General features: G+C 61.3%; 11 protein-coding genes and 1 pseudogene. 9 read left to right on the top strand and 3 right to left on the bottom strand.

Going from position 1 to position 12801, the window contains the following annotated elements:
- Positions 1-134: 134 nt before the first annotated feature.
- Positions 135-1826, top strand: a complete 1692-nt coding sequence (locus Q7T10_RS10375; protein WP_304747911.1) for a serine hydrolase — start codon at positions 135-137, stop codon at positions 1824-1826.
- 180 nt (positions 1827-2006) lie between these two features.
- Here the strand turns inward: Q7T10_RS10375 and Q7T10_RS10370 are convergent, their stop codons facing one another.
- A complete protein-coding gene (locus Q7T10_RS10370; RefSeq protein ID WP_370653755.1) occupies positions 2007-2660 on the bottom strand; it encodes an MOSC domain-containing protein in 654 nt (217 codons plus the stop codon).
- A gap of 266 nt (positions 2661-2926) precedes the next feature.
- Between Q7T10_RS10370 and Q7T10_RS10365 the strand changes: the two genes are divergently transcribed.
- On the top strand, positions 2927-3670 hold the full coding sequence (locus tag Q7T10_RS10365; protein WP_304747909.1) for a PEP-CTERM sorting domain-containing protein: 744 nt from the start codon (positions 2927-2929) through the stop codon (positions 3668-3670).
- A gap of 31 nt (positions 3671-3701) precedes the next feature.
- Here Q7T10_RS10365 and Q7T10_RS10360 read toward each other — a convergent pair whose 3' ends face one another.
- Positions 3702-4865 (bottom strand): acyl-CoA dehydrogenase family protein, encoded by a 1164-nt coding sequence (locus Q7T10_RS10360; protein ID WP_304747908.1) that lies wholly within the window; start codon positions 4863-4865, stop codon positions 3702-3704.
- 125 nt (positions 4866-4990) lie between these two features.
- On the opposite strand from Q7T10_RS10360, the gene Q7T10_RS10355 reads away from it, so the two are divergent.
- The 7 genes and pseudogenes from Q7T10_RS10355 (at position 4991) to Q7T10_RS10325 (ending at position 12043) form a co-directional block, all read left to right on the top strand.
- On the top strand, positions 4991-6196 hold the full coding sequence (locus Q7T10_RS10355) for an acetyl-CoA C-acetyltransferase (RefSeq protein ID WP_304747906.1): 1206 nt from the start codon (positions 4991-4993) through the stop codon (positions 6194-6196).
- A 65-nt stretch (positions 6197-6261) separates the two neighbouring features.
- A complete protein-coding gene (locus Q7T10_RS10350; protein WP_304747904.1) occupies positions 6262-8421 on the top strand; it encodes a 3-hydroxyacyl-CoA dehydrogenase NAD-binding domain-containing protein in 2160 nt (719 codons plus the stop codon).
- 74 nt (positions 8422-8495) lie between these two features.
- Positions 8496-9401 carry a triacylglycerol lipase gene (locus Q7T10_RS10345; protein WP_304747903.1) on the top strand — a complete coding sequence of 302 codons (906 nt, stop codon included), beginning with the start codon at positions 8496-8498 and terminating at the stop codon, positions 9399-9401.
- A 37-nt stretch (positions 9402-9438) separates the two neighbouring features.
- Positions 9439-10275, top strand: coding sequence for a triacylglycerol lipase (locus Q7T10_RS10340; RefSeq protein WP_304747902.1), 837 nt, complete (start codon positions 9439-9441; stop codon positions 10273-10275).
- Between the two features lies 1 nt (position 10276).
- Positions 10277-10750 (top strand): annotated as a pseudogene (locus tag Q7T10_RS10335) (GNAT family N-acetyltransferase); the annotation flags it as partial.
- Between the two features lie 67 nt (positions 10751-10817).
- Positions 10818-11450 (top strand): chromate transporter, encoded by a 633-nt coding sequence (locus Q7T10_RS10330; protein ID WP_304747901.1) that lies wholly within the window; start codon positions 10818-10820, stop codon positions 11448-11450.
- Positions 11447-12043 carry a chromate transporter gene (locus Q7T10_RS10325; protein ID WP_304747900.1) on the top strand — a complete coding sequence of 199 codons (597 nt, stop codon included), beginning with the start codon at positions 11447-11449 and terminating at the stop codon, positions 12041-12043. Before Q7T10_RS10330 ends, Q7T10_RS10325 begins: the two co-directional genes overlap by 4 nt.
- Here Q7T10_RS10325 and Q7T10_RS10320 read toward each other — a convergent pair.
- The coding region (locus tag Q7T10_RS10320) for a bifunctional diguanylate cyclase/phosphodiesterase (RefSeq protein ID WP_304747898.1) at positions 11942-12801 on the bottom strand (860 nt) is incomplete at its 5' end. The genes Q7T10_RS10325 and Q7T10_RS10320 overlap by 102 nt on opposite strands.

The following is a 12801-nucleotide window of genomic DNA, read 5'->3' as shown; positions in this document are numbered from 1 at the left end:
TGAAAGACCCGTTCCCGCGTCGCCCACAACACGCGATCTTTGGGATCGCTTAAGGTTCGGTGCCGCACAATTCCATTCATTGCTCCAACGCGTGGGGGCATTTTTTCGAAAGATGCAACCATGAGATCGAAGATATGAAAAACATGTGGAGCAATTTCAGCGGAAAGGCCCTGCGTGGCTGCGTCGGCGCAGTAGCAGGGCTGTGGCTGAGCTGCACGGCGGCGCAACAACTGACGTTTGGCTCCGATCCCACGCTACTGGCCAAAACCGCGCTGGGCGAGGAGCAGGGTTCGGTGGCCGTCGGGGTATGGCGGGACGGGCAAGCCACGTACGCCTTCCGGCAGAATGGCGCCGCGGATCGAGACTCGGCGAGCGCACCTTCGGCTGTCCAAGCCCAGCAGTTGTACGAAATCGGATCCATCAGCAAGGTCTTCACTGGCCTGCTGCTGGCGCAAGCAGTCGAGAAAGGCGACCTGACGCTGGAAGACAAGCTGGGCGCGCTGCTGCAGGGCAAGGCCACATTGACCTCACCCGAGGTGGCATCCATCACGCTGCGGCAACTCATCACGCACAGCGCCTGCGTGCCGCGCCTGCCACCGGATTTCTCAGAGAACTATGTGGAGGACAACCCTTATGCCACTTATGACCGACGTCGACTCTGGTTTGCGTTGTCCAGCCTGAAACTGAAGACTTCACCGCCCTGCGCAGCCGCGTACAGCAATTTCGGCTTGGGTATGGTCGGTGAAATTTTGTCTGAACGCTATGGCAAGCCCTGGCATGTACTGGTACGCGAGAACATCACGTCACCCCTGGGCATGTCTGACACGGTGCAACTGCTGGGCGATAAGGCCGCCCGTATGGCGCAGGGCTTCAACAATAAAACTCCAACTTCACTATGGGACTTCCAGGCCCTTGCGGGTGCCGGTGCTTTGCGCTCCACTGCGGCAGATATGCTTATCTTCAGTCGCGCCATCATGGCCGGCCCCAGTGGACCGCTTGGCCCCGCCGTGGAGCGCCTGCTAACACCACTGGGGCGCTACCAGAGCGGCCAGATTGGCTACGCGGTGATGATGCGTGGCCCGGCTGAACGGCGAACTTTTTTCCACGGGGGCGGCACCGGAGGTTATCGCACGTTATGGATGGTTGCGCCTGACACCCAGGAAGCAGTGGTAGCTTTCACCAGCAATGCGCACGCACAGGCGAACAAGATTCTTGTGAGTCTCACCGCGACCCGCTATCCGGTCGTAGCGACCACCACTGTACTTGGCCCTGATCAGTTGGCCGAGTACGCTGGGGTGTTCCGCATCGACGAGGCGACGGCCTTCACTTTCGTGCTGCAGGATGGCGCGCTCTATCGCCGCATCACCGGCGGTGGTTTTCGGCCCCTGCTGCCAGCAGGGCCAAATACCTTCACTGACGCCGAGTTGGGCGTGCAGTACGTGTTCACTCGTCAGGCCGGCGTCGTGACGGGGGTGGACTACACCCACGGCGGTGGCAGCATGTCGGGCACTCGCACCAACGAGCCGGTGCCGGCCGCCGCCGTGGTGCCCATCGAGCAGCAACAGGCCTACGTCGGTCGCTTCCACCTTGCGCGACTACTGCGCCGCAATCTGGACTTTGACGTGAAGGCCGAGGGTGGCCAGCTGGCCGTTCGGTCCCGGGATTGGCCGCGCCAGCCAGTCTTCCCGATGGCAGGCCAACCCGACCGATTCACCTATGAGAAGGGAATAGCGCAGCTGCAGTTTGAACGCGACGCCAGCGGCAAGGTGGTGGCATTGGTCCTTCATGAAGGCGGTGCAATGCGCATGCAACGCCAACCAGAGTGAGTCACCAGACTGTAGTCTTTGCGCTGAGTTAATGAACTTGCCACGCGGCGCATACTGTCAGCTGTTGGCCTCAGGTCATTCGTAACGCCAGCACCCCATCGATTGCCATGAGCAAAATCAGGCTCTAGCCCTCGCAGATATTGCGTAACCAGCTATTAATTAGATAGCAACTCACCGCGTTCAGCGCATATGCTTGAACATCTTGGCGTTGAACATCTCGGTGATGCGCAGGCGTCGCGGGCCGGGGATCAGTTCAAACGACTCACCCGCGCTCAAATGCCCTGGCTGGTCCACCGCCAGATAAAACCCGCAGCAGGCGTTTTGCGCCATGGCCTTGACGGCGCCGTTGTAGCCCATGGCCGCGTTGAACTTGTAGCAGGGCTCGCGTGGCTGCGTCACCCGCAGTTCACAGCCGCTGAATCTAAGCACATCGCCGACCCACACATCCGTTTCCAGCACGCCTTGCAGCGTCAGGTTTTCACCCATTGAGCCAAACGGCAGGGCATCGTCAATATCGGTTAGCCCGGCCTGGGCACGAGCCTCGCGCCAGAACGGGTAGTGTTCAGCCGGGTAGGCATACACCGCTTTATCCAGGCCGCCATGCACCGACAAATCAGCCTGCTCATCCCCGGCCAGGCCCAGGGGCATGACCGAAACCGCGCCAGAAACAGGCAGCTTGTGAATCGCCGTCAGGATGGAGCGCCCATTGATTTGAACGCGACGTGCTTGTGCAATTTGGATACTGAGAAGTGTGGGCATGGCAATGAGAGTTGGCAGGGCTATTTTGCCTCCCGCCGCCATCGCCGTTTGGATCGCCTCGTTTCGAAGTCTCATGGGTCATGGGTGCCCGGCTCGCAAATGCTGTCGAGAATCTTTACAACATCGATTCAAAATACGCCAAAGGCGACTTCACTTCCACTAGGACGGAAGGCTAACTCGTTGAAATGTGTCGGGATTATTTTATTTTCCGAATTTGGGCGTGATTTATGCGTATGGCCTCGCATGCGCTGGAATCGCCATGCCGAATGCGATTCTCAGCCTCTGGTTGTGGGTTAAGTCAGACCAGTGTGGAGTTCCCCTGATCCCTTCAAGGAGTCCCCATGTCGAAACTCACTCGCCTGACCGCGACGCTTTTTTTGACCGCCAGCGTCACTGCTGCCATTGCAGCGCCCACCGTCGTTTTTCAAACGAATTTTGAGGGACCATTGCCCACCGAACTCTCGCCGGGCACAGCGGTGCAGACGGCTGTACAGGGTTACGCCGGATTGGGCTCAACAGGCAATCAGTTCGGCGGCAATTTTCTGCGCAGTGAGACTGGCAACACGGTGACGTTGCAGTTGAACAATCTACCTACCCACAACACCATCAGCCTGGAGTTCCTGTTTGCCGCCATTGATTCGCTCGACGGCACGGGCACGTTCCCTCAAGGTGATTTTTTCAAAATTGTGTTCGATGGCGTGACCCTGTTCAGTGAATCATTTGCCAATGCCGATCTGTCATACCAGATCCAGAGTTACGCCCCACCTGCTGGGGTCACGTTGGCACGCCTGGTCAATCTCGGTTTTTCCCAGGGCTTCTACTACTCAGACAGCGCCTATAACTTGGGCGCTGACCCACGCTTTGCCAATTTTGCACACACCGGCTCTACAGCGAAAATCGATTTCTACATCTTTGGTCCGGGCAACCAGAGTCTTTCTGACGAGTCATGGGCCATGGACAACTTGCGTGTAAGCGTCGTAACCACCGGCAACGGCAATGTCATTCCCGAGCCCGGCTCGCTGGCCTTACTGGGCTTGGGCCTGTCCAGTTTGGCCATCTTGCGCCGCCGCCAGTTGACCCGTTAGCGCACGGCAAACCCACATCGCCCTGGGCGGCTTATTTGCCGCCCAACCCCATCGCCCGGGTAATCACTTCTTTCATGATTTCGTTGGTGCCGCCGTAGATGCGCTGCACGCGCGCGTCGGCGTAGGCGCGGGTAATCGGGTATTCCCACATGTAGCCATAGCCGCCAAACAGTTGCACGCACTCGTCCATCACCTTGCATTGCAGGTCGCTGCACCAGTACTTGGCCATGCTGGCCGTTGCCGTGTCGAGGGTGTTGGTCATGAGCAGCTCGGTGCATTTGTCCACAAACACGCGCGCCACCTGCACCTCGGTTTGCAGCTCGGCCAGCGTGAAGCGCGTGTTCTGGAAGGCCGCGACGGGCTGGCCAAACACCTTGCGCTCCTTCACATAGTCCACCGTCCAGTCGATGGCGGCCTGCGACGCGGCGATCGCCCCAATGGCGATCTGCAGGCGCTCCCAGGGCAGCTGTTCCATCAGGCAGATGAAGCCCCGGTTTTCGTGCGCCGGGCCACCCAGCAGGTTGTCGGCCAGGACGCGCACATTGTCGAAAAACAGCTCGGACGTGTCCTGCGCCTTGAGGCCCAGTTTTTTCAGCCGCTTGCCCACTGAAAAACCAGGCATGCCGCGCTCCACCAGCAGCAGGCTGGTGCCCTTGGCGCCCGCTGCCGGATTGGTCTTGGCCACGACGATCACCAGATCCGCGTGCCAGCCATTGGTGATGAAAGTCTTGCTGCCGTTGAGGAGGTAGCTGCCATCGGGCTGCTGGATGGCCGTGGCCTTGATGCCCTGCAGGTCCGAGCCCGCCGCCGGTTCGCTCATGGCGATGGCGCCAATCATCTCGCCGCTGGCCAGTTTGGGCAGGTATTTTTTCTTCTGATCTTCAGTGCCGTAATGCAGGATGTAGGGCGCCACGATCTCGCTGTGCAGCGAGTAGCCAATGCCGGAGAAGCCGCCGCGGCTGAGCTCCTCCATCTGCACCACGGAGTACAGCTTGTCGGCGCCGACGCCACCGTATTCCTCAGGCATGGCCATGCACAGAAAGCCGTTTTCGCCGGCCTTGTTCCACACCGCACGGTCCACATAGCCCTGCTCTTCCCAATCGGCATGGAAAGGGGCAATTTCCTTCTCCATGAAACGGCGGAAACTGTCACGAAAGGCTTCGTGATCAGGTGTAAAAAGCGTTCTCTGGATCATGGTCTCGCCCGGTTAAAAAGAATTAGAGTAATTATACAAAGCAACTGCTTTGCGAAAAGAATATACTGCACACCGACATTTCGCAGCGCACTATTTTTTGAACCCGTCCCTCGATTGGAGCTCCCATGACTGAAGCATTTGTGTACGACGCCATCCGCACCCCGCGCGGCAAGGGCAAAAAGGACGGGAGCCTCTACGAGGTCAAACCCATCAATCTGCTGGCCGGCGTGCTGACCGAGCTGCAGCGCCGCAATGACTTCGATACCTCCAAGGTCGACGACGTCGTCATGGGCGTGGTGTCTCCCGTGGGTGAACAGGGCTCGGTTATTGCCAAAGTGGCCGCCCTCAAGGCCGGTTGGGACTTCACCTGCTCCGGCGTGCAGATCAACCGTTTTTGCGCTTCGGGCCTGGAAGCCGTCAACATGGCAGCGCAAAAAGTGCGCTCCGGCTGGGAAGACCTGGTGGTGGCCGGCGGTGTCGAGAGCATGAGCCGCGTGCCGATTGGCTCGGACGGCGGTGCCTGGGCCATGGACCCGGAAACCAACTCGGCCACCGCCTTTGTGCCGCAGGGCATTGGCGCCGATTTGATCGCCACGCTGGAAGGCTTTTCGCGCCAGGATGTGGATGCGTTTGCGCTGGAGTCGCAGAAGCGCGCCACCCATGCCCGAGCCAGCGGCTACTTTGACCGTTCGGTGGTTCCCGTGACGGATTTCCTGGGCCAGGTCATTCTGGCGCAGGACGAGTTCATCAAGCCGCAGAGCACCATGGAAGGGCTTGGCTCACTCAAGTCGGCCTTCGAACAGATGGGCGGCATGGGCTTCGACCAGGTGGCCCTCACCCGCTACCCGCAGGTGGAGCGCATCAACCATGTGCACCACGCCGGCAACTCAAGCGGCATTGTCGACGGCGCGGCCGCGGTGTTGATTGGCTCGGAGGCGGCCGGCAAGATCCACGGCTTCACGCCACGCGCACGTATCGTCTCGGCAGCACTGAGCGGCGCCGACCCCACCATCATGCTGACCGGCCCCATGCCGGCCGCGCGCAAGGCGCTGGCCAAGGCCGGCCTGACGATTGACCAGATTGACCTGTTTGAAGTGAACGAAGCCTTTGCCGCGGTGGTGATGCGCTTCATGAAGGAGATGAAGGTGCCGCACGACAAGGTCAACGTCAACGGCGGTGCCATTGCCATGGGTCATCCGCTGGGCGCCACCGGCGCCATGATTTTGAGCACCCTGATTGACGAGCTGCACCGCCGCAATCTGCGCTACGGCCTGGCCACGCTGTGCGTGGGCGGCGGCATGGGGATTGCCACCATCGTTGAAAGAATTTAACGAAATCAGGCTCTAGCCCTCGTATTCATTGCGCAATACGCTCCTAATTTCATAGCAAAACACCCATGAAAACCATCAAATACGAACTGCAAGACGGCATTGCCACCATCACCTTTGACGAACCCAATTCGCCAGTCAACACCATGTGCCTGCAGTGGCAGGAAGACATGTCGGCGCTGGCGGCACAGGTTCTGAAGGACAAGGACGCCATCAAGGGCATCATCCTGGCGTCCGCCAAATCCACCTTCTTTGCCGGCGCGGACCTCAAGGCCGCGATGCGCCTGACGCCGTCTGACGCCAACGCCATCTTCACGGAGATCGAGCTGGTCAAGAAGAACTTCCGCACCCTGGAAACCCTGGGCAAACCGGTGGTGAGCTGCCTCAACGGCACGGCCCTGGGCGGCGGCTGGGAAGTGGCGCTGATCGGCCACTACCGCATCGCGGTGGATGACCGCAAGATCCAGTTCGGCCTGCCCGAAGTGACGCTGGGCCTGCTGCCCGGCGCCAGCGGTGTAACCAAGATGACGCGCCACTTGGGCCTGATGGGCGCGCAGCCCTACCTGGTGGAAGGCAAAACCTTCTCGCCCAAGGAAGCCAAGGGCTTGGGACTGGTACATGAGCTGGTCACACCCTCCGACAACGCGGCGGACCAGATGCGCACCAGCGCCCTGGCCTGGATTGCCGCCAACCCGAATGCCCAGCACCCCTGGGAAGTCAAAGGCTACAAGGTACCGGGTGGCCTGCCCTCCAACCCCGCAGTCGCCAACATGCTGGTGGTGGCCCCCGCCATGATCAAGAAGCAGACCCGCGGCCTGTACCCTGCCCCCGAGGCCATCATGGCCTGCATGGTGGAAGGGCTGCAGGTGGACCTGCCCACCGCCCTGCGCATTGAAAGCCGCTACCTCGCCAAGCTCATGACCGGCATCAACGCCCGCGCCATGATCAACACGTTCTTCTTCAACCTGAACGCCATCAAGAGCGGTCAGTCGCGCCCCGGGAGCGCTGCGCGCTTCAAACCCGCCAAGGTCGGCTTGCTCGGTGCCGGCATGATGGGCGCAGGCATTGCCTTCGCGCAGGCCAGCAAAGGTATCGCGACCGTGCTCAAAGATGTCAGCCAGGACAAGGCCGACGCCGGCAAGGCCTACAGCGCCAAGCTGACCCAGGCGCGCGTGGACAAAGGACGCATGAGCGCCGACGACCAGAAGCAGGTGCTGGAGCGCATTCTCGCCACCGACAAGGTGGCGGACCTCGCCGGTTGCGATCTGATCATCGAGGCCGTGTTTGAAAACCGCGAACTCAAGGCCAAAGTCACCAAGGAAGCCGAACCGATGCTGGCACCCGGTGGCTTCTTTGCGTCCAACACCTCCACCCTGCCTATCGGCGGTCTGGCCACGGCCAGTGCGGCGCCCGAGAAGTTCATCGGCATCCACTTCTTCAGCCCGGTGGACAAGATGAAGCTGGTGGAGATCATTCGCGGCAAGCAAACCAACGACGAAACCGTGGCCCGTGCCTTTGACTACGTGCAGGCCATCGGCAAGATCCCGATTGTGGTGAACGACTCGCGCGGCTTCTTTACCAGCCGCGTGTTTGGCACCTTCGTCATGGAGGGTGCGGCCATGCTGGGCGAAGGCATTCCAGCCGCCGCCATCGAAAACGCCGGCATCCAGTGCGGCATGCCGGTGGGCCCGCTGGCCGTGCTGGATGAAACGGCGCTGACCCTGAGCCTGCACGTGATGGAGCAGACCCGTGCCGACTTCGAGGCCGAAGGCAAGACCTATGTCGCCACCCCTGGCGAACTGCTGGTGGCCGACATGGTGAAAAAGCACAATCGGCCCGGTCGCGCCGGTGGCGCGGGCTTCTACGAGTACCCGACCGACAAGAGCGTCAAGAAATTCCTCTGGCCAGAGCTCAAACCGCTGTTCGAAAAAGCCGATGTGCAGTGGAACATCACCGACCTGAAAGACCGCCTGCTCTATCGCCAGGCCGTCGAGACCGCGCGTTGCCTGAGCGAGAACGTGCTCACCACCGTGAACGACGCCAACATCGGCTCCATCTTCGGCATTGGCTTTCCGGCCTGGACCGGTGGCGCCATGCAGTTCATCTACGGCATAGGCATTGACAACTTCGAGAAGCGCGCCGCTGAGCTTGCGCAAAAGTTCGGCCCCGGTTTCGTCTTGACGGAAGACGTGAAGGCGGCCATCCGTCGGCACGCACCTGTCTATTGAAGCTCTGCCTTGCGGATTGAGCCATTCAGCGGGCGGGCGCCAGGCCCCTAGCCACGAACCGGTAGGCACCACCCATGTTGTCACGACTGCTTCGCCGCCTGCTGTTGGGCCAGTTCCTGGTCGGTGCCCTGCTGGGCTGGCTGATTGCCAGACAGACGGGCGTCTCATCCTGGCTGGCGGCGGTTACGGCTTTGCTGCTGCCACTGATGACGACGATGCTGGTGAGCATGGCGACCGGCATCATGTCGCGGGCGCCGGGTGCCAATGCCCTGTGGTGGCGTTCGCTGTTCGGCGAATACTGGGCATGGCTGCGGTTTGGCCTGCGTCAGCTGCCTTGGGCCAAGGCCTCACCGCAAGTGAGACTGGCGACCGCCGACCCTTCCTCTGATGGCTCTCGCATACCGGTCGTGCTCGTGCATGGCTACCTGTGCAACCACCGGGTCTGGGATGTCATGGCCAATCGGCTGCGCCGCGCCGGGCACCCGGTGTTGGGGGTTGATCTGGAGCCTTTGTTCACCTCCATCGACCTGTATGCGCCCCTCATCGAGAAGGCCGTGGCGGAACTGTGCCGCCAGACCGGTTCAGAAAAAGTCGCCCTCATCGGCCATAGCATGGGCGGGCTGGCCATCCGGGCCTGGATGCGCACCTACGGCACCAGCCGCGTGGCCCGCGTCATCACCCTCGGCACACCCCACGTCGGCACGCAGATCGCCTCCCGCGTCAAGACCGACAACGGAAAACAGATGCTCTTGCGCAGCGCCTGGCTGCAGGAACTGGCGGCGAGCGAGACCGCATCGACCCGCAGCCTGATGCGCATTGCCATCACCCCGCAGGACAACATCGTCTATTCCCAGCGCGAACAGGTGCTCGAAGGCGTTCCGGTCACCGTGTTCGACGGTCTCGGTCACCTTGAACTATGTTTCAACGGTGCAGTCGCCGCCTGGGTATTGCAGCAACTTGAAGACCCGACCCTTTCCTGAAACAATCTGTCCAGCCCTTACCTTTGCAGGAGCCCCCATGTCACGCATGAAAAAGTTGAAAGCGTCGATGACCCAATTTCCCGACGTCGAGGCGCCATCCATGTGGCTATTGGCGCTGGAGCATCGCGCGCTCTGGGAATTCTGGGCCGGTGTCGCCAGCTTCAAACCGCTGCAACTGGTGGCACCGCGCGGGGATGGCCATCCGGTGCTGGTCATTCCCGGCCTCGGTGCCGCAGACTCGTCAACCGCCCTGTTGCGCCAGTTTCTGGATGATCTGGGTTATGCCACTTACCCATGGGGCTTGGGACGAAACAAGGGAATGAAAGAGGAGAGCGCGCAGTTGATGCAGGAGCGGCTGAAGCTCATCTTCGATGAGCACGGACAAAAAGTCAGCATCATCGGTCAGAGCCTGGGCGGCGTGTTTGCCCGTGAACTGGGCCGGTTCTGTCCGGACATGGTGCGTCAGGTCATCACGCTGGGCTCACCTTTCACCGGTCATCCACTCGCCTCCACCGGCACACATCTGTACGAGTGGCTGTCAGGCGACCGCTTTGAAGACCTGGACTTCAACCAGCATCTGGAAATGCGCGTCAAGCCACCAGTACCCACCACATCGATCTACAGCAAACTCGATGGCGTCGTGGCGTGGGAATGCTCCATCGAAGAGGGCCAGCCCGGGGGCGAGAGCATTAATCTGCGTGGCAACAGCCACATCGGCATGGGCAGCAGCCCGAACGCCCTATACCTGATTGCGGATCGTCTGGCGCAGCCTGAAAGTGACTGGAAACCGTTCGAGGCCAAAGGGGTAGCTCGGCTCTTCTATGGATCGCAAGACCATGTCCCCAAGGAACGCCGCCAGCATGCCAGAGCCTGAGATTGTTCTGCGCGACCCCCAGCCCGGTGACATGGGCTGGGTGGTGCAGCAGCACGGCGAAATCTATGCGCGCGAATACGGCTGGAATACCGAGTTCGAAGCCCTGGTGGCCAGCATCGTGGCGCAATATCTGCGCAAGCGTCAACCCGATTGGGAACGCTGCTGGATCGCCGAGCGCAATGGTGAGCGGGTGGGTTCGGTATTTCTGGTGCGCAAATCAAAAACCGTGGCCCAGCTCCGCATGCTGATCCTGACGCCCCAGGCCCGCGGCCTGGGTCTGGGCGCCCGCCTGACCGACGAATGCATCGCCTTTGCGCGCAGCAAAGGCTACAGAAAAATAGTGCTGTGGACCAACAGCTGCCTGGACGCAGCGCGTGGCATCTATGCCAGAAGAGGTTTCCAGCTCATCAAAAGCGAGCCCTATCAGGGCTTTGGGCAAAACCTGGTCGGTGAGACTTGGGCATTGAAGCTTTGACTCTCCCGCTGTTGCAGCCGCCCCTTGCCACGCGTTGATCGCGTCAGGCGTCCCCGATAATCGGACCATGACGAATCCTGATACGCCAGTGTCCAAAGCCCAGCCCGTCTCCACGGACGCAGTCCACCCCCGCCCTGAATCCTTGACTGACCTGTTCTGGTCATTTACGTGGCTGGCGCTGCAAGGTTTTGGTGGCGTGCTGGCCGTCGTGCAGCGCGAACTGGTCGAAAAGAAGAAATGGCTGACCCGCGAGGAGTTCGTGGAAGACTGGGCCGTGGCGCAAATACTGCCTGGACCCAATGTGGTCAACCTCTCGCTGATGATTGGCGACCGCTACTTCGGGCTGCGTGGCGCGCTGGTGGCATTGGCTGGCATGCTGGCCTTTCCGATGCTGATCGTGCTGGTGGTGGCGACCATCTTTGCCGGCATTTCCGATTCGCCGGGCGTGCAGGGTGCGCTGCGCGGCATGGGCGCCGTGGCAGCGGGCCTGATCACGGCCACCGGGCTCAAACTCGCAGGCGCCTTGAAAGCAAATGTAATGGGAGCCTCCGTCTGCTGGGCGTTTGCAGCTATTACTTTTGTAGCAATCGCCCTGCTGCGCGTCCCTTTGGCGTGGGTGCTAGTGAGCGTGGGTGGGCTCGCCTGTGTCTGGGCTTACCGGCAGCTGGCCCGGGTGCGCACTGTGGAGTCGTCCGAGTGAGCCTGACCCTGACGGTGGCCGACTGGCTGGCGCTGTTGACTCATTTTCTCTCGCTGTCCTTGCTGGCGGTCGGCGGCGCCATCACGACGGCCCCCGACATGCACCGCTATCTGGTGGACGAACGGCACTGGCTGAGCGATGGTCAATTCACCTCCTCTGTCGCGCTGGCGCAGGCGGCGCCGGGGCCCAACGTGCTGTTTGTCGCCCTGCTGGGCTGGAATGTAGGCATGAATGCCGGGGGCGGCATGGGTGGTGGTGTGGCTGCCTGGGCCTACGCCCTGCTCGGCGTCAGCATTGCCATGATCGGCATCATGCTGCCCAGCACCACCCTCACCTTCGCTGCCGCCCGCTGGGGCCATCAAAACCGGGAACTGCGGGCCGTGCGCGCCTTCAAGCAGGGCATGGCACCCATCGTGATTGCGCTGCTCATTGCCACTGGCTGGATTCTGGCCTCCAGCCATGGCCGCCCGCTGCAACACTGGCCCTTGTGGCTACTTGCCGGCCTGTGCGCCCTGCTGGTGTGGCGCACCCGGCTGCATCTGCTGTGGCTGCTGGGCGCTGGCGCGCTGCTGGGCTGGTTGGGCTGGGTCTAGCTTGTGCTGCTGCACCAGGGTGAATAACTCCTGCGGCGGCAATGGACGGCTGAACAAAAATCCCTGCATCAGGTCGCAGCCCGCACCCCGCAGGAAATCACGCTGAGCAGCCGTTTCCACGCCTTCACCCACCGTCTGCATTCGCAGATTGCGCGCCAGTCCAATGATGCTGTGCACGATGGACGCACTGTCCGGGTGATGCGTCACATCCTGCACAAAAGACCGGTCGATCTTCAGCTGGTCGATGGGGAAACGTTGCAGATACGCCAGCGACGAGTAGCCCGTACCAAAATCGTCGATGGCCAGTCGAATGCCAAGCGCCTTCAGCTCGTGCAGACGCGCGATCGCGAGTTCCGCGTTCTGCATGACAAGGCTTTCGGTAATCTCGAGGATCAGGGTCTCCGGCGGCAGACCCGAGTCGCGGAGCGCTTCGGCGACGATCTTGACGAGGCCAGGCTGATGCACCTGGCGAGACGAAACATTGACGGCGACGGCGAGCGGCGGATCGCTCGGGTACTGGACTTGCCAACTTCGTACTTGCGCGCAAGCCTCTCGGAGCACCCAACGGCCGATGGGGTGGATGAGTCCGGTCTTTTCAGCAATCGGCACGAAGTCGTTCGGCGCCACCAGCCCACGTGTTGGGTGTTGCCATCGAACGAGCGCTTCCACGCCCGCAATCTTCTGCGAACTGAGGATCACGCTGGGCTGGTAGTGCACGACGAGTTCATCGCGTTCGACGGCGCGCTGGAGTTCCCCGG

Source organism: Rhodoferax sp. (genome assembly GCF_030646845.1).
In the GTDB taxonomy this organism is placed as follows: Bacteria; Pseudomonadota; Gammaproteobacteria; order Burkholderiales; family Burkholderiaceae_C; genus Rhodoferax.
The sequence above is the reverse complement of the archived record's forward strand: the minus strand, read 5'-3'. Positions and strand labels throughout refer to the sequence as shown.